Source organism: Streptomyces sp. NPDC096012 (assembly GCF_040426375.1).
In the GTDB taxonomy this organism is placed as follows: Bacteria; Actinomycetota; Actinomycetes; order Streptomycetales; family Streptomycetaceae; genus Streptomyces.
Genome location: NZ_JBEOTD010000011.1, coordinates 36,955 through 54,260, shown reverse-complemented (window position 1 = coordinate 54,260; position 17,306 = coordinate 36,955). Strand labels below are relative to the sequence as shown.

Annotated in this window: 10 protein-coding genes; 3 read left to right on the top strand and 7 right to left on the bottom strand. The window is 72.2% G+C overall.

Features of this window, described 5'->3' with window-relative positions; translation table 11 throughout:
* Positions 1-91: 91 nt before the first annotated feature.
* The 4 genes from ABVB68_RS13930 to nsdA all read right to left on the bottom strand — a co-directional run bounded on the left by ABVB68_RS13930 (position 92) and on the right by nsdA (position 6,093).
* A complete protein-coding gene (locus ABVB68_RS13930) occupies positions 92-2,569 on the bottom strand; it encodes a [protein-PII] uridylyltransferase (protein ID WP_353601285.1) in 2,478 nt (825 codons plus the stop codon).
* Positions 2,570-2,597: 28 nt separating this feature from the next.
* A complete protein-coding gene (locus ABVB68_RS13925; RefSeq protein WP_353601284.1) occupies positions 2,598-2,936 on the bottom strand; it encodes a P-II family nitrogen regulator in 339 nt (112 codons plus the stop codon).
* Complete coding sequence (locus ABVB68_RS13920; protein ID WP_353601283.1) at positions 2,933-4,273, bottom strand: ammonium transporter; 1,341 nt, start codon at positions 4,271-4,273, stop codon at positions 2,933-2,935. The genes ABVB68_RS13925 and ABVB68_RS13920 overlap by 4 nt, the downstream gene beginning before the upstream one ends.
* A gap of 341 nt (positions 4,274-4,614) precedes the next feature.
* Positions 4,615-6,093: a transcriptional repressor NsdA gene (gene nsdA, locus ABVB68_RS13915; RefSeq protein ID WP_353601282.1), complete on the bottom strand. Its 1,479-nt coding sequence runs from the start codon at positions 6,091-6,093 to the stop codon at positions 4,615-4,617.
* A gap of 458 nt (positions 6,094-6,551) precedes the next feature.
* On the opposite strand from nsdA, the gene ABVB68_RS13910 reads away from it, so the two are divergent.
* The gene (locus tag ABVB68_RS13910; RefSeq protein ID WP_353601281.1) at positions 6,552-7,214 is read left to right on the top strand and encodes a bifunctional DNA primase/polymerase; all 663 of its coding nucleotides are present in this window, start codon (positions 6,552-6,554) and stop codon (positions 7,212-7,214) included.
* A 427-nt stretch (positions 7,215-7,641) separates the two neighbouring features.
* Here ABVB68_RS13910 and ftsY read toward each other — a convergent pair whose 3' ends face one another.
* On the bottom strand, positions 7,642-8,844 hold the full coding sequence (gene ftsY, locus ABVB68_RS13905) for a signal recognition particle-docking protein FtsY (RefSeq protein WP_353601280.1): 1,203 nt from the start codon (positions 8,842-8,844) through the stop codon (positions 7,642-7,644).
* A 170-nt stretch (positions 8,845-9,014) separates the two neighbouring features.
* On the opposite strand from ftsY, the gene ABVB68_RS13900 reads away from it, so the two are divergent.
* Both ABVB68_RS13900 and ABVB68_RS13895 read left to right on the top strand, forming a co-directional pair.
* A complete protein-coding gene (locus ABVB68_RS13900; protein ID WP_353601279.1) occupies positions 9,015-10,466 on the top strand; it encodes a cytosine permease in 1,452 nt (483 codons plus the stop codon).
* Positions 10,467-10,597: 131 nt separating this feature from the next.
* Entirely contained in the window at positions 10,598-11,569 is a 972-nt protein-coding gene (locus ABVB68_RS13895) for an LLM class flavin-dependent oxidoreductase (RefSeq protein ID WP_353601278.1), read from the top strand.
* 141 nt (positions 11,570-11,710) lie between these two features.
* Here ABVB68_RS13895 and ABVB68_RS13890 read toward each other — a convergent pair whose 3' ends face one another.
* Both ABVB68_RS13890 and ABVB68_RS13885 read right to left on the bottom strand, forming a co-directional pair.
* Positions 11,711-13,129: a sugar porter family MFS transporter gene (locus ABVB68_RS13890; protein ID WP_353601277.1), complete on the bottom strand. Its 1,419-nt coding sequence runs from the start codon at positions 13,127-13,129 to the stop codon at positions 11,711-11,713.
* A gap of 227 nt (positions 13,130-13,356) precedes the next feature.
* A complete protein-coding gene (locus ABVB68_RS13885) occupies positions 13,357-17,148 on the bottom strand; it encodes an SMC hinge domain-related protein (protein ID WP_353601276.1) in 3,792 nt (1,263 codons plus the stop codon).
* Positions 17,149-17,306 lie beyond the last annotated feature (158 nt).

The following is a 17,306-nucleotide window of genomic DNA, read 5'->3' as shown; positions in this document are numbered from 1 at the left end:
CCACGGGGTCCGGCCGACGGGGACGGGGTCCCACGGCCGGCAGGCGCGGCACCCCGGGGCCGACGGGGACGGGGCGCCGGGGCGCCGGATGTCACCCGCGCAGGGTCTCCTCCAGCAGCCGGGCCAGCGACGCGGCGTCCTCGGGCGGCAGGGCCGCGCCCGTGCCGGTGGTGACGTAGAACGCGTCCACCGCGTTCGACCCCAGTGTGCTGACGTGCATGCTCCGCACTCGTACGGCCGCCTTCTCCAGGGCCATCCCGATGCGGTAGAGCACCCCGGGGGCGTCCTGGGTGCGCACCTCGATCACCGTGGCGTGGTGGGAGGCCGCGGGCGCCACCGTCACGCGTGGGGGCGGGGCCGCCGGGCCGCGGCGGCGCGGGTAGGCCGCGTCGCGCTCGGCGAGACGGCCCGCGATGTCGAGGGAGCCGTCGAGGGCACGGACCAGGTCGGCCCGCAGCCGGGCGGCCTGCGGCAGGGACCCGTACTCGGCGGCCACCCGCCAGTTCAGCAGGAGGACCGCCCCCTCGTCGGCGTCCTCGGCCTCGCCGACGTCACCGATGTCGCCGGGCAGCCGCAGGGCCCGTAGCCCGGCGGTGCGGACCGTGAGCCGGTGCACGGCGAGGACACCGGCCACCGCGGGCAGCACGGCGGGCCGGCCCGGTACGGCGATGAGCAGCTCCACGCCGAGCGGCTCGGGCGCGCCGGAGGGTTCGCCCTCCGGCACCGGTTCGGTCTGCGCGCGCAGGGCGAGGACCGGGCTGCCGGTGCGGAAGGCCTCGACGGCCAGGCGTTCCTGCTCGGCGGTGGGCGCGGCGGGCTCGGGCTCCTCCGGGGCGTCCCCGGCGAGGACGGCGCCGACGCGTCCCACCAGGTCGGTGACGAGCGAGTCGCGCCAGGACGACCAGGCGGCGGGCCCGGTCGCGAGCGCGTCGGCCTCCGTCAGGGCGTGCAGCAGTTCCAGGGTGCTCTGGGTGCCGACCGTGTCGGCGACCGAGCGGACGGTGGCCGGGTCGTCCAGGTCACGCCGGGTGGCCGTCTCGATCAGCAGCAGGTGATGGCGGACCAGCGTCGAGATCACGTCCACGTCCGCACGGTCGAAGCCGATCCGTGCGGCCACGTCCTTGGCGATGATCTCGCCGGCCACGCAGTGGTCGCCGGGCCAGCCCTTGCCGATGTCGTGCAGCAGGGCGGCGACCAGCAGCAGGTCGGGGCGGCTGACGTGCCGGGTGAGCGCCGAGGCGCGGACCGCGGTCTCGATCAGGTGCCGGTCGACCGTCCACAGGTGGACGGCGTTGCGCTGCGGGCGGCAGCGAACCCGTTCCCAGTCGGGCAGCAGAGTACTGATCAGGCCTTCCGCCTCCAGGGCCTCCCAGACGTCCACCGTCGGCGGGCCGGAGCCGAGCAGGGTCACCAGCTGCTCGCGCGCCTCGGCCGGCCAGGGCGTGGGCAGGGGGCGGGCGGTGGCGGCCATGCGCCGTACGGCGTGCAGGGAGAGCGGAACACCGGCCTGTGCGGCGGCGGCCGCGGCGCGCAGCGGCAGCACGGGATCGCGTTCGGGGCGCGCGGCGAGGGCGAGCACCGCCTCCCCGTCCTGCTCGACGACTCCCTCGGCGAGCGGTGAGCGGTCGGCGACCGGTTTGCCGCCGCCCAGCATGGCGCGCAGCCGCGGGCGGACGGCGCGTGAGCGCAGCACACGCCGTACCTCCCGCCAGGTGACGTCGCTGGCGTAGGAGATGACGCGCGCCGCCTCGTACACCTGCCGCAGCAGTATGTCGGCGTCCAGCAGGTCCAGCTCGGCCGCCACCTGGTCCTGTTCCTGCAGCGCCAGCCGGTCGGTGGCGCGGCCGGTGGCCAGATGCAGGGCGTCGCGGACGTCGAGCAGCCGCCGGCGGGCGTCCGCGAGGCCCTCGCGCGGGGCGTCGGCGAGCCAGGAGGCGGCCACGGCGCGCAGGGCGGTGGCGTCGCGGAGGCCGCCGCGGGCCTCCTTGAGGTCGGGTTCCAGGAGGTACTGCAGCTCGCCCTGCCGCTGCGCGCGGTCCGCGCACAGTTCCTGCAGTTCGGGGAGGCGCCTGGGGGCCGCGTTGCGCCAGTCGGCGAGGACGGTGGTGCGCAGCGCGGCGGTCAGGCCCAGGTCGCCGGCGAGGTGACGGGCGTCCAGGAGACCGAGTTGGGCCTTCAGGTCCTCGGTGGCCGTCTTCCGGGCCTCGGCCGGGGTGCGTACGGAGTGGTCGAGGGCGAGCCCCAGATCCCAGACCGGGTACCAGAGACGGTCGGCGAGGGCGGCGACGGCGCCGGGGTCGGAGCCGTCGTGCAGCAGCAGGAGGTCAAGGTCGCTGCGCGGGGACAGCTCGCCGCGGCCGTAGCCGCCGACGGCGACGAGGGAGACGCCCGCGACCGGCTCGGCCGCGGCCGTGAACAGTCCGGCGAGCCAGTCGTCGGTCAGTTCGGCGAGGGCCGCACGGCGCGGCGGCCCGGACCGCGCCCCCTCGGTGAGGAGGCGCAGCCGGGCCGCCGCGTAGCCGCTGGGTCCCGAGCCACCCGTTTCGTTCCGTGCATCCGTACCCGTCACCCAGCGACTCCTGTTCCGTCGTCCCTGCTCAGAGCGCGTCCGGCCCGCGCTCCCCGGTGCGCACCCGTACGGCCGTCTCCACCGGCAGGGCCCATACCTTGCCGTCACCGATCTTGCCCGTCCGGGCCGCCTTCACGATGACCTCGACCAGCTGCTCGGCGTCGTCGTCCTCGGCCAGCACCTCGATACGGATCTTGGGGACCAGGTCGACGGTGTACTCGGCGCCGCGGTAGACCTCGGTGTGGCCTCGCTGCCGGCCGTAGCCGCTGGCCTCCGTGACCGTCAGTCCCTGGACGCCGAAGGCCTGCAGGGCCTCCTTGATCTCGTCCAGCCGGTGGGGCTTGACGACGGCGGTGATGAGCTTCATGCGTCCACCTTCTTGTTCTGCGGGGCGGCCAGGGGCGAGGCGGTGACGGAACCGAGGACGCCGCCGCCGGCGCCGCTGAAGTCGTACGCGGTCTCGGCGTGCTCGGCCTGGTCGATGCCCGAGATCTCCTCGTCCTCGGACACCCGCATCCCGATGGTCCGGTCGAGCAGGAAGGCGAGGATCGCGGAGGCGATCAGGGAGTAGGCGAGGACCGCGAAGACCCCGGCGCACTGCTTCCACAGCTGGTCGAAGGAGTGGTTGCCGTAGAAGACGCCGGTGGCGGTGGACTGGCCCTTGCCGGTGGCCAGGAAGCCGATGAGCAGGGAGCCGATGATGCCGCCGACCATGTGGACGCCGACGACGTCGAGGGAGTCGTCGTAGCCGAAGCGGAACTTGAGGCCGACGGCCGCCGCGCAGGCGACACCGGCGACGACGCCGACGGCGATCGCGCCGAGCGGGGAGACCGCGCCGCCGGACGGGGTGATCGCGACGAGGCCGGCGACCGCGCCGGAGGCGGCGCCCAGCGTGGTGAACGCGCCGTGCCGGATCTTCTCGTAGGCGAGCCAGGCCAGCATGGCGGCGGCCGTCGCGACCTGCGTGTTGACGAACATCAGCGCGCCGACGCCGTCGTCGTTGCCGAGCCAGGAGCCGGCGTTGAAGCCGAACCAGCCGAACCACAGCAGTCCCGCGCCGAGCATGACCAGCGGGAGGCTGTGCGGGCGCATCGGGTCCTTCTTGAATCCGACGCGCTTGCCGATGACCAGGATCACGCCGAGGGCCGCGGCACCGGCGTTGATGTGGACCGCCGTACCGCCGGCGAAGTCGATCACACCGAGTTTGTAGGCCCAGCCGTCGGCGCCCCAGACCCAGTGGGCGACCGGGACGTAGACGACCGTGGCCCACAGCGCGATGAAGAGGGACCAGGCGGAGAACTTGACGCGGTCCGCGAGGGCGCCGCTTATCAGGGCCGGCGTGATGATGGCGAACATCAGCTGGAAGACCATGAAGACGAAGACGGGGATGGTGTAGCCGTCCCACAGGTCCGTCAGTCCCACGTTGCTGAGGCCGATCCAGTCGGCGTTCCAGCCGATGAGGCTGGAGCCCGTGCCGAAGGCGAGGGAGAAGCCGTACAGCACCCAGAGGATGGTGACGATACCCATGCTGATGAAGCTCATCATCAGCATGTTGAGGGTGCTCTTGACCCGGACCATGCCTCCGTAGAAGAAGGCCAGACCCGGGGTCATGAGCAGTACCAGGGCGGAACAGATGAGCATGAAGCCTGTGTTCGCGGAGGAAAGCTTGGGTGCCTCCGCGGCAAGCGTGATGGCTGGGGCCATCGGCGTCTCCTCGTCGTTGGTACGGCCCCGTGCGGGCGGTGCCTGAGCGGTCCGGGCGGTTGAGGGGTGGGCCGGTTATGCGCCACGAGACTGACGCAGCGCGGTTTCGGTGGAGGCCCCTCGGTGTTTCACCGGGGTGACGAAGACGCCCTGTGTGTTACGCGTCGGTGAAGCGCCGGATACCGGGCCGGGAGACCGTTATCGTGGCGCAACCTTCTGAGCGGGAAACGCGCCGGGAGACAGGCCGGCCGCGGTGGTCCTCTCGATGACCTGGCGTGGGGGAGCCGAGTCGGGCAGTTCGGGAGGACCGGCCGCGGCCGGGGTTCGGGTGGCGGGAGAGCTCAGACCGCTTCGGCGTTCTCGGGCAGGTCGACGGCGAGCTGCTCGGTGAGGTCGACGACGGCGGCGAGGTCCCCGAAGTCGCGTACGGCCGTGTCGACCGTCTTTCGGATACGGGTGTTCACCCGCTCGGAACGGACCTTCCTGGCGATGTGCATGGCCTGCGAGGCGTACTCCGTGCCGCTCTCGGGCTCGCGCCGCAGCAGGTGCACGGTGGCCATGCCGATCAGGTTGAGCGCGTAGGACCGCTGGTGCTCGGAGTCCTTGGCGAACAGCTCCACGGCCCGCTGCATGAGCGGCTCGGCCAGCGAGGCGTACGTGGGGCTGCGGCCGGCGACGTAGGCCAGGTCGCGGAAGGAGTGGGAGTTCTCGCCGTACAGCTCGGCCTCGGAGAAGAAGCGGATCCAGTCGGGGTCCGGCTCGTCCCACTCGTCGCACTCGGCGAAGGTGTCCTCGGCCATGCGGACCGCGCGCTTGGTCTTGCCGGGCTGACCCATGTTGGCGTAGGCGCGGGCCTCCATCGCATACAGCATGGACTGGGTGCGCGGGCTGGCGCAGTCGCGGCTGCCGTACTGCGCGAGGTGGATCAGCTCCAGGGCGTCGTCGGGCCGGCCGAGGTGGATCATCTGGCGGCTCATGCTGGACAGGACGTACGAGCCGAGCGGCTTGTCCCCGGCCTCCTTGGCCGCGTGCAGGGCGAGGACGAAGTACTTCTGCGCGGTCGGCTGCAGACCCACGTCGTAGGACATCCAGCCGGCCAGTTCGGCGAGTTCGGCGGCGACCTTGAAGAGTCTGCGGGTGGTCGCCGCGGGCTGGGGCTCCTGGAGGAGGTCGGTGACCTCGTGCAGCTGGCCGACGACCGCCTTGCGGCGCAGGCCGCCGCCGCACTGGGCGTCCCACTGGCGGAACATCCGCGTGGTGGACTCGAGCAGGTCCAGCTCCGGCCGCGAGAGCCGGCCCGGCCGGCGGGCGTCGAGGGCGGACTCCGGCTCGGCCGGGCCCGGGGCGGTGGGTGTGGGCACGAGCCAGCGCTGCATGGGCTCGATGAGGGTGGGGCCCGCGGACAGCGCGAGGGAGGTGCCGAGGAAGCCGCGGCGGGCGAGCATCAGGTCGCTGCGCGAGAACTCGCTGAGCAGGGCGACCGTCTGCGGGCCGGTCCAGGGGAGGTCGACGCCGGAGGCGGAGGGCGACTGGCGGGCGGCGCGCAGGCCGAGGTCCTCGATGGAGACCACGCAGCCGAAGCGCTCGGAGAACAGCTCGGAGAGGATGCGCGGGATCGGCTCGCGCGGGTTCTCCCCGTCCAGCCAGCGCCGGACGCGCGAGGTGTCGGTGGAGATGTGGTTGGCACCCAACTGGCGGGCCCGGCGGTTCACTTGGCGGGCCAGCTCGCCCTTGGACCAGCCGCTGCGCACGAACCACGAACCGAGCAGCTCGTTGGGGCGCTTGTCAGCGTTCTCCCCGCTTCCGCCGTTGCCGCCCACTGGAACGCCCCCATCCCTGAGACCCCTTGTCGCCCTGGTGCGCCAAGCCCTATCAGGATGCCGGTAAGTACGGCCCGCCGTCCGCCGGTTCTCACCCATCGAACGAGTTGCCGACTTGCCTCCGGCATACCCATCAGTGCATGTGCCCCTCGGGTTCGCACACTCACAGTAATCCTACGATCACCGCTCCAGCCACGGGAATCCCGGAAACGCCACCATTCGCCACCCCTTCGAATGAACTCACGGTGGCGTCCACGCGATTCACTTGACATAGGACGACCGGAAGTCGACGGAGTGGAGCGAACAGGGGCGCATAGCCTCTGGTGCGCCACCCCCTTCGCTTCGATGCGCCGCCCTGACCTCGCGGCACCGAGGGCAGGCGAAGCCGTAGCGTTACGTTCCGCTTCCGTCTCGCTCCGTGTCGTAACCACCGGCGCGCCGGACCCGTTGGAGGGGGCATGGGCTTCACGATCGGCGGCATTCGCGAGATCCGCTCCGGCACACGCCGGCGCGGCCGTTCCTCGGAGTGCACCACCGTCGCCGAGTTCACCGGGCTGTGGGGCTGGGACGTGGTGCCGGGAGCACGGGCCGCCGCGGGCGCCTGCTCGTGCGGGCGGGCCGACTGCCCGGCGCCGGGCGCGCATCCGCTGGACTTCGCGCCCCAGGTGCCGGCCGGGGCCACGCTGGACGAGGCGACCAAGGCCTGGTCCGAGTTCCCGGGCGCCGCGGTGATGCTGCCGGTCGGGCGCGCGTTCGACGTCATCGAGGTCTCCGAGGCCGCCGGGCGCCGCGCCCTGGTCCGGCTGGAGCGCATGGGCCTCCCCCTCGGCCCGGTGACCGTGACCCCGGACGGCCGCGCCCACTTCTTCGTCGCGCCGGGCGCGGCGAAGGAACTGCCCCGGTTGCTCTACCGCACGGGCTGGGACGACCCCGCCGCGCTGGATCTGCGCGGCCTCGGGCCGGGTGACTGCGTCACCGCGCCGCCCTCCGACCGCGGCGGCCTCGGCCCGGTGCGCTGGCTGCGCCCGCCCGCGCTGGACTCGGCGACGAAACCGCCGTCGGCCCGGCTGCTGCTGGGGACGCTGGCGTACGTGGCGCACCGGTCGCGGGCCAGGACCTGACCGCACGCCCCGACGGACGAAGCGCCCGCCCCCGACTGCACCTCGGGGGCGGGCGCTTCTCGCAGGCACCCGGGAACGGTCCCGGCCGCCCGCGGAGATCCGGAGGCGTCGGCACCTACGGAGATCCGGAGGTCGTCAGCGCCCACGGAGATCGTGAGGCGGTCAGGTCCCGGCCCGCGGAGATCCACGGCGAGCCGGGCGTCGGGGAGGCCGGCGACCAGCGTGCGGACCTCGGCGGGGCGGAGGTGCCGTACCTGCGGAGATCCGATGGCGGTCCGTCGTCGATGGCGGTCCACCGTCGATAGCGGTCCGTCACCGATGGCGGTCCACCGTCGATAGCGGTCCGTCACCGATGGCGGTCCGCCGTCGATAGCGGTCCGTCACCGATGGCGGTCCACCGTCGATAGCGGTCCGTCACCGATGGCGGTCAGTCGCCGATGAGGGCGTCCACGAACGCCTCCGGCTCGAACGGCGCGAGATCGTCCGCGCCCTCGCCGAGCCCGATCAGCTTGACCGGCACGCCCAGCTCGCGCTGGACCGCGACGACGATGCCGCCCTTGGCGGTGCCGTCCAGCTTGGTCAGGACGATGCCGGTGATGTCCACGACCTCGGCGAAGACGCGGGCCTGGACCAGGCCGTTCTGTCCGGTGGTGGCGTCCAGGACCAGCAGCACCTCGTCCAGCGGCGCGTGCTTCTCCACGACCCGCTTGACCTTGCCCAGCTCGTCCATGAGACCGGTCTTGGTGTGCAGCCGGCCGGCGGTGTCGATGAGGACGACGTCGACCCCCATCTCCTTGCCCTCCTTGACCGCGTCGAAGGCGACGGAGGCGGGGTCGCCGGCCTCGGGGCCGCGCACGGTGTGGGCGCCGACCCGCTCGCCCCAGGTCTGCAGCTGGTCGGCGGCGGCGGCACGGAAGGTGTCGGCGGCGCCGAGGACGACCGTGCGGCCGTCGGCGACGAGCACGCGGGCCAGCTTGCCGGTGGTGGTGGTCTTGCCGGTGCCGTTGACCCCGACGACCATCACGATGCCGGGCTTGCGGCCCTCGGGCTCGGTCTTGACCACGCGGTCCGTGTCGGTGCCGACCAGCTTGAGCAGCTCGTCGCGCAGCAGGCCGCGCAGCTCGGCCGGGGTACGGGTGCCGAGCACCTTCACCCGCTCGCGCAGCCGCTCGACCAGCTCCTGGGTGGGCAGCACGCCGACGTCGGCGGTGAGCAGCGTGTCCTCGATCTCCTCCCAGGTCTCCTCGTCGAGGTGCTCGCGGGAGAGCAGCGTGAGCAGGCCCTTGCCGAGGGCGTTCTGCGAGCGGGACAGGCGGGTGCGCAGGCGCACGAGCCGGCCCGCGGTGGGCTCCGGGATCTCGATCTCGGGAGCCTCGACGGTGGGCGGCTCCTCCACGACGACCGGCGTGGGGCCGCCCGGGAGGTCCACCTCCTCGATCGTCCGGCGCGGTTCGTCGCGCGGCGTCTCGGCCTCGTCGCCGACGTGCGGCTCGGCCGGGGGCGCGGTGATGTCGGGGGCTGCGGGGGGCGGCGGGGGCAGCGGCTTCCTGCGCCGGCTGCCGACGATGAGCCCACCGAGCGCACCGAGCACGACCACGGCGATGACTACAGCAAGGATGACGGTTTCCATAACCCGTCCAGTATCAGCCATGGGTTACGGCGTAACCTCGTTTGTGCCTTCCTCCGAGAGACAAACTCCACGTATGGCGAGGAGTGGGAGCAAAGTACGATGGTGGCGACTCCGTCCACGCGCGTAGAGTCCCCACGTCACCCTGTCCCCCCATGTCTGGCACCTCTTCCATGAGCAAATCCGTCGAGGCCGAAGGCGCTCTCGAGACCCGAGGCATCGAGCAGGTCCCCGACCACGAGCGCACCGCGAAGACCCGTGAGCTCTTCCCCACCTGGGTCGGTGCGAACATCAGCGTGCTGCTGCTGACGATGGGCGCGAGCCTCGTCGTGGCCTACCGCCTGAACATCTGGCAGGCACTCGTCGTCGCGGTGACCGCGCCGATCGTGTCGTACGGCCTGGTGGGGCTGATCGGCATCGCCGGCAAGCGGGGCGGCGCGCCCGGCATGGCACTGTCGCGGGCGGCCTTCGGGCAGCGCGGCAACCTGCTGCCCGGCTCGCTGATCTGGGTCGCCCGCTGGGGCTGGGAGACGATCAACGCGGTGACCGGCGCCTACGCGCTGCTCACCATTCTGGACATGCTGTTCGGCATCAAGGCGAACGGTGTGCTGGACATGGTGACGCTGCTGGTGTTCGTCGTGGCGACCTTCGCGATCTCCGGGCTCGGCATCAACGCCGTGCAGAGGTGCAACACGTACGCGACCTACCTCTTCGGCGTCTTCTCGGTGCTGGTCCTCGGCTACCTGGTGGCGAACACCGACTGGCCGAAGGTGATGGACCACGGTGCCGGCTCCACGGCCGCGGTGATCACCGGTGTCGGCATGATCGCGGCCGGCGGTGTCAGCTGGATCCCGTCCGCCCCGGACTTCACCCGCTACCTCCCGCGCACGGCGTCGTCCAGGGCGATCGTGGGCACGGCGATCGGCGGTGCCGGTGTCGTCGTCCTGCCGATGGTGCTGATGGGCGCGGTCATGGCGGTCTCCACTCCGGACCTGGCCTCGGCGACCGACCCGGTCTCCTTCCTCGGCGAGATCCTGCCGACGTGGATCGCGGTACCGTACCTGTGCATCGCGCTGATCGGCATGCTGCTGATCAACTCGATGTCGATGTACTCGGCGGGCTTCACCGCGCAGACCCTCGGCTTCAAGGTGCCGCGCCACTGGGCGGTCTCGGTCAACGCCGTGATCTCGCTGGTCCTCGGTGGGGTGCTGATGCTGGTGGCGACGAGCTTCATGGGCTCGTTCATCGCCTTCCTGTCCCTGCTGGCGGTCGCCTTCTCCGCCTGGGTCGGCGTGTTCGGCGCGGACATGCTGCGCCGCACGGAGTACGACGCCCGGGCCATGGCCGACACCACGCGCACCAGCGCCTACTGGTACCGGGGCGGCTTCTCCCCCGCGGCCGTCGCCGCCTGGGCGGTCGGCCTGCTGTCGGGCCTGATGTTCACCACCTCGGACTGGTTCACCGGCCCGCTCGCGAAGAACAACGTCATCGGCGAGTACGGCCTCGCCTGGGTGGCCACGATCGTGATCTCGGGCCTGCTGTACCTGGCGCTGCCGAAGCCGGCGGTGGTCACACCGGCACCGGCCGGAGAGCCGGTCGCGCAGAGCGCCCCCGCCACCGTCTGACGCCGGCCGTCCCGGCCGTGAGCCCGCCGGGGCGCTGCCGCCGGTGCGCCCTTCCTGGTCATCTGACGACTCGTCAGCTACCGTCCCCCTCCATCGCATGCCCACCGCATCGCACCGGAGGGGGACTTCCCATGCCCGTCACGGTCGTACGTTTCAACCTGGTCGCCCCCGGCGCCGGACCCGCCGCCCTGTCCGCCCGCTACCGGGCCGCGCTGGAGATGGCGGCGTACGCGGACGAGCACGGGATCACCACGGTGCAGACCGAGGAGCACCACGGCGCCGACGACAACTGGCTGCCGTCGCCGTTCACCTTCGCCGGCGCGGTGTTCGGGGCGACCCGGAACATCGCCGTCACGGTCTCGGCGATGATCGGCCCGCTGCACGACCCGCTGCGGCTCGCCGAGGAGATCGCCGTACTGGACCTGCTCAGCGGCGGCCGGCTGGTGACGGTGGCCGGGATCGGGTACCGGCCCGAGGAGTACGCCCTGTTCGGCGTGGACTGGAAGCGCCGGGGCCGGCTGCAGGACGAGTTGCTCCAGACGCTGCTGAAGGCGTGGTCGGGCGAGGAGTTCAGCCACCGGGGCCGTACCGTACGGCTCACCCCGCGCCCGTACACCGACCCGCACCCGCTGCTGCTGGTGGGCGGCTCCTCGAAGGCGGCCGCCCGCCGGGCCGCGCGGCTCGGCCTGCCGTTCTTCCCGAGCGCGCACCTGCCGGAGCTGGAGGCGTACTACAAGGAGAGGCTCACCGAGTACGGCACCGAGGGCTGGACGATGATGCCGGCCGCCGAGACCCCGCTGCTCCACCTCGCCGAGGACCCGGACCGGGCCTGGGCCGAGTACGGCGAGCACTTCCTGCACGAGGCGCGGACGTACGCCTCCTGGCAGTCCGACCAGATCCGCTCGGCGGTGCGGTCGGGGGCCACGACGGTGCGGGAGCTGCGCGCGGAGGGCGTGTACCGCATCCTCACGCCCGAGCAGTGCGTGGCGCAGGGCCTGGACAGCCTGGTCCTGCATCCGCTCGCGGGCGGCATGCCGGTGGAGGAGGGCTGGCGGAGCCTGCGGCTGTTCGCGGAGCGGGTCCTTCCGGCATTGGGCGGCTGACTTCCCCGGCCTCCTCGGCGGGCCCCTGGGGAAAGGCCGCCGCCCCCGGTCCGGGCAGTGGCCGGGCCGGGGGCGACGGGGTCGACGGGGAGAGGGGCAGCGGGGACTTGGCCCTTCTCCCCGAGTTCTCGGGGAGGCCGGTCAGCCCATCTCCTCCAGCGCCTTGCCCTTGGTCTCCTTGACGAACTTCAGGACGAAGGGGATCGAGAGCGCGGCGAAGACCGTGTAGATGACGTAGGTGCCGGACAGGTTCCAGTCGGCCAGCGACGGGAAGCTCGCGGTGATGGCCCAGTTGGCGATCCACTGCGCCGAGGCGGCGACACCGAGCGCGGCGGCACGGATCCGGTTCGGGAACATCTCGCCGAGGAAGACCCACACCACCACACCCCACGAGAGGGCGAAGAACAGGACGAACAGGTGCGCGGCGATCAGGGCGACCCAGCCCTGGGTGGCGGGGAGCTTGCCGCCGACCAGGTGGTACGAGAAGGCCCAGGCCTCCAGCGCGAGACCGATGACCATGCCGACCGAGCCGATGAGGGCGAGCGGCTTGCGGCCGATGCGGTCCACGAAGATCATCGCGATCACGGTGCCGACGATGTTGATGATCGACGTCGTGAAGGAGTAGAGGAAGGAGTCCGTCGGGTCGACGCCGACCGACTGCCACAGCGTCGAGGAGTAGTAGAACGCGACGTTGATGCCGACGAACTGCTGGAAGACCGACAGGCCGATACCGACCCAGACGATCGGCTTGAAGAAGAAGGAGCCGCCGAGCAGGTCCTTGAAGGTGGACTTGTGCTCACCCTTCATGGCGCGCTCGATCTCGGCGATGCGGGCGTCGAGGTCGACCTTGTCGCCCTCGACCTCCTTCAGGACCTCACGGGCGCGCTCCTTGCGGCCGACCTCGACCAGGAAGCGCGGCGACTCGGGGATCGCGAAGGAGAGCAGACCGTAGAGGACGGCCGGGATCACCATGACGCCGAGCATGACCTGCCAGGCCTCCAGGCCCAGCAGCTTGCCGCGCTGGTTGCCGCCGGCGGCGTTCAGGATGGCCCAGTTGACCAGCTGGGAGACGGCGATACCGACCACGATCGCGGCCTGCTGGAAGGAGCCGAGGCGGCCGCGGTAGGCCGGCGGGGCGACCTCCGCGATGTAGGCCGGGCCGATGACCGAGGCCATGCCGATGGCGAAGCCGCCGATGATGCGCCAGAAGGCGAGGTCCCACAGCGCGAAGGGCAGCGCGGAGCCGACGGCGCTGATGGTGAAGAGGACGGCGGCGATCTGCATGCAGCGGATACGGCCGATCCGGTCCGCTATGCGGCCGGCGGTGGCGGCGCCGATCGCACAGCCGATCAGCGCGATCGCGATGACCTGCGCGAGGGCGGCGGAACCGATCTCGTAGCGGCTGCGGATGGCCTCGACGGCGCCGTTGATGACGGAGCTGTCGTAACCGAAGAGGAAACCGCCCATGGCGGCCGCGGCCGCGATGAAGATGACATGCCCGAGATGTTCGGGATGAGCCGCCCTGGCTCCTGGCTGGGGTGCCTGCGCTGTGCTGGTCACGGATAACTCCTCGGGCCGCGGCAACGCTGCCGGGGTGGGGTGATCCCTTCCTGGTATCCAGTGGCGCACAGGTTCACACCACTCACACCTGAAGGTAAAGACAACGTTGCAGAGACTATGCCTTCAAGTTTCGAAGTCAATAGGTCGGCGGCTGTGAGTTTTTCGATACGAGGAGGTGACATGTGTTCAAGAAGTGAACATGATGACAATTGATCTCGTAGGAACCGCTAGCGAAGGCGCTGCGAGATGACCTTCGACACTCCGTCGCCCTGCATCGAGACGCCGTACAGCGCGTCGGCGACCTCCATCGTGCGCTTCTGGTGCGTGATCACGATCAGCTGCGAGGCCTCCTGCAGCTCCTGCATGATGCGGATCAGCCGCTGGAGGTTGGTGTCGTCGAGCGCGGCCTCGACCTCGTCCATGACGTAGAACGGGCTGGGCCGTGCCTTGAAGATCGACACCAGCAGCGCGACGGCGGTCAGCGAGCGTTCACCACCGGAGAGCAGGGAGAGCCGCTTGACCTTCTTGCCCGGCGGACGCGCCTCGACGTCCACGCCCGTGGTGAGCATGTTGTCCGGGTCGGTCAGCACCAGGCGCCCCTCACCGCCCGGGAAGAGACGGCTGAAGACACCCTCGAACTCGCGTACCGTGTCCCGGTAGGCCTCGGTGAAGACCTGCTCGACGCGCTCGTCGACCTCCTTCACCACTTGAAGGAGGTCGGCGCGGGTCTTCTTCAGGTCCTCCAGCTGCTCGCTCAGGAACTGGTGCCGCTCCTCCAGCGCCGCGAACTCCTCCAGCGCCAGCGGGTTGACCTTGCCCAGCTGCTGGTACGCCCGCTCGGCCGCCTTCAGCCGCTTCTCCTGCTCGCCCCGTACGAAGGGTCTCGGCTGGTTGCGGGGGTGCTCGGGATCCTCCGGCAGCGTCTCGCCCTCGGCGGGCGGTGAGGGCGGCACGAGCTGGGCCGGCCCGTACTCCGCGACCAGTCCCGCCGGTTCGACACCCAGCTCCTCCAGCGCCTTGGTCTCCAGCTGCTCGATCCGCAGCCGCTTCTCGGCGCCCAGCACTTCGCCGCGGTGGACCGAGTCCGTCAGCTTGTCCAGCTCGGACTTCAGTTCCCGGCCCGCCGTGCGCGCGGTGGTCAGCTCCTGCTCCCGCCGGGCCTTGGCGGCCTCGGCGGCGACGCGCTCGCGCTCGGCCCGGGCGAGGGACACCTCGACGTGCGCGAGCAACTGGCGGGCGCCCGAGGCCACGGCTTCCGCCACGGCGGCCTCGTGCCGCAGCCGGGCCCGGCGCTGCTCGGCACGCGCGCGTGCCTCCCGTTCGGCGCGCGCGGCCCGGTCGAGCGAATCGGCGCGCCCGGCCAGGCCCTTGACCCGCTCCTCGTGGGTACGGACCTGGAGCCGGGCCTCCATCTCGGTCTGCCGGGCGTTGGCTCCGTCGGCGGCGAGCCGGTCCCGCGCGGAGGTGTCCGGTTCCTCCTCGACCGGCATCTCCTCGGCCACGGCCAGCCGCTCGGCCAGCTCCTCGGCCTCTTCCACGGCCTTCTCCAGTGCTTCCTGCGCCCGTGCGGCGGCCGCCGCCGACCGTTCGGCCTCGCCTGCGGCCCCGCGCGCCTGTCCGGCGAGGCGCCCGAGCTGCTGGGCCACGGCCGACTTCTCCCGGTCGGCGGCGCGCCGGCGCTCCCCCAGCTCCTCCACGAGGGCGGCGGCCTCCGCACGCCGCTCGGCCGCCGCGCTCTGGGCCCCGGCCAGGTCCTGGCACCGCACCTCCAGCTCGGCCAGCTGGGCGGCCGCCTCGTCCACCGAGGCCTGCACCTCCAGCAGGCTGGGCGCGCCGGCGGATCCGCCGTGCGCGAAGTGGGCACCGAGCAGGTCGCCCTCGGCGGTCACCGCGGTCAGCTCGGGGTGGGCGAGGACCAGGTCCTCGGCGTCCTCCAGCGTGCCGACGACGACGATCCCTTTCAGCAGGTGGCGTACGGCCGGCAGCAGCTCGGCGGGGCCGCGGACGAGGCGCTCCGCGGGGAGGGCCGGGGGCTGCGCGGGGAAGGGCGGGGGTGTGCTCGGGAGGGGCGTCGGAGGTTGCCGGTCCGGTGCGGGGGGCGTGGGGCGTTGCCGGTCTGGTGCGGGTGCGTCCTGGCTGGGCGCGCCGTTCCCCGCGTCCCCGTGGGGCGCCGACGGCTCGGCGGGGTCGGGTGTGCAGGTCCCTGTGGCGCCGTGGGGCGCTGCCGGAGCGTCTGCCGGTGCGGGTGCGTCGTGGCCGGGCGCGCCCCCCGCGTCCCTGTGGGGCGCCCACGGTCCTGTGGGGGTTGTCAGGAGCAGGGACGCTCGGCCGCCGTCCTGTTTGCGGAGCAGGCGGATCGCCTCGGCCGCCGAGGCCGGGTTCGTCACGGCTACGGCGTCGGCCGCCGCGCCGAACGCGGCGGCCAGGGCGATCTCGTGGCCGGGTGTCACCGTGAGCAGTTCCGCGGCCGGGCCGAGGACCCCGGTGAGGCGGTCCCGGGCGCCGAGCAGTATGCCGGTGCCGTCCTTGCGGCGCAGGCCGAGCGCCAGCGCCTCGTGGCGGGCCTGGGTCGCGGCGCGCGCCCGCTCCGCCGCCGTCACCGCCTCGCGGGCCGCGCTCAGGGCGGCCTCGGTTTCGGCGAGCCGCCGCTTGGCGGTCTCGTGCCGCTCGGCCAGGTCCACGTCGTCGGCGTCGAGGCCGTCGACCTCCGCTTTCAGGGCCTCGTACTCCTCCTGCGCGCGGACCGCGCGGTCCTGGGCCTCGTCGCGGGCCGTGGCCAGCCGGTCGATCTCCGCCTGGGCGGAGGCCGCGCGCGAGCGGGCCGCGTTGACCTGCCCGGAGAGACGGGCCAGTCCCTCGCGGCGGTCGGCGATGGCACGGGCGACGTCCTTCAGGCGGCGCTCCTCGACCGCCAGCTCCCGCTCCAGCTCGGCGCGGTGGCCGACGGTGTCGTCCAGGGCGTGCTGGGCCGCCTCCAGTGCCGCCTCCAGTTCGGCCTCCTGCTCGCGCACCCGGGCCGCCTCCCGCTCCAGGTCCTCGGGGTCGCGGCCGCGCCGCTCCTCGTCGGGTGCCGAGGTCGCGCTCTTCACCCGGGCGTCGGCCAGCGAGACGGTGCCGCGGACGCGCTCGGCCAGCTGCGACAGCTCGTACCAGGTCTGCTGGGCGCGCTGCAGCCGGGGCGTGAGCCGGCGTACCTCGTCCTCCAGCAGGGCCTCGCGCTGCAGTGCCTTCCTCAGCTCCTGCTCCGCGGTCTCCTTGCGCTCCTTCAGGGCCGCCTCGTCGGCGATCTCGGCGTTCAGGGCTTCGCGCAGGCGTACGAGGTCGTCGGCGAGGAGCCTCAGCCGAGCGTCGCGCAGGTCCGCCTGGATGACGGCGGCCCGCCGCGCCACCGCCGCCTGACGGCCCAGCGGCTTGAGTTGGCGCCGCAGTTCGTCGGTGAGGTCCTGCACGCGCGCGAGGTTGGCCTGCATCGCGTCCAGCTTCCGCAGCGCCTTCTCTTTGCGCTTGCGGTGCTTCAGGACGCCCGCGGCCTCTTCGATGAAGGCGCGCCGGCCCATGGGGTCGGCGTGCAGTACGGAGTCGAGCTGGCCCTGGCCGACGATGACGTGCATCTCCCGGCCGATACCGGAGTCGGACAGCAGGTCCTGGATGTCGAGGAGGCGGCAGGTGTCGCCGTTGATCTGGTACTCGCTGCCGCCGTTGCGGAACATGATCCGCGTGATGGTGACCTCGGCGTACTCGATGGGCAGCGCCCCGTCGGAGTTGTCGATGGTCAGCGACACCTCGGCCCGGCCCAGCGGGGGGCGCCCGGTGGTGCCGGCGAAGATGACGTCCTCCATCTTGCCGCCGCGCAGGGACTTGGCGCCCTGTTCACCCATGACCCAGCTGAGCGCGTCCACCACGTTCGACTTGCCCGAGCCGTTCGGACCGACGACGCAGGTGATGCCCGGTTCGAACCGGAGCGTGGTCGCGGAGGCGAACGACTTGAAGCCGCGGAGGGTCAGGGCCTTGAGGTGCACGCCGCCGGACTCTACCGGGCGCCGCTATCTCACTCCACGAACCCTCGCAACCGCGCGGTTTCGCCCCTGAACATGCAGGGCACACCGTACGTTGAAGAGGGTGAAAGGATGCGGGGGGAAGTAACTGCAGAAAGAAGGGACGCCGAAGCGTCCCTTGC

Excerpts from the sequence above, each read along its gene's own strand:
- ABVB68_RS13910 (WP_353601281.1), top strand. The coding sequence starts at position 6,552 with ATGGGCTTCACGATCGGCGGCATTCGCGAGATCCGCTCCGGCACACGC.
- ABVB68_RS13920 (WP_353601283.1), bottom strand. The coding sequence starts at position 4,273 with ATGGCCCCAGCCATCACGCTTGCCGCGGAGGCACCCAAGCTTTCCTCC.
- ABVB68_RS13900 (WP_353601279.1), top strand. The coding sequence starts at position 9,015 with ATGAGCAAATCCGTCGAGGCCGAAGGCGCTCTCGAGACCCGAGGCATC.
- ABVB68_RS13895 (WP_353601278.1), top strand. The coding sequence starts at position 10,598 with ATGCCCGTCACGGTCGTACGTTTCAACCTGGTCGCCCCCGGCGCCGGA.
- ABVB68_RS13925 (WP_353601284.1), bottom strand. The coding sequence starts at position 2,936 with ATGAAGCTCATCACCGCCGTCGTCAAGCCCCACCGGCTGGACGAGATC.
- ftsY (WP_353601280.1), bottom strand. The coding sequence starts at position 8,844 with ATGGAAACCGTCATCCTTGCTGTAGTCATCGCCGTGGTCGTGCTCGGT.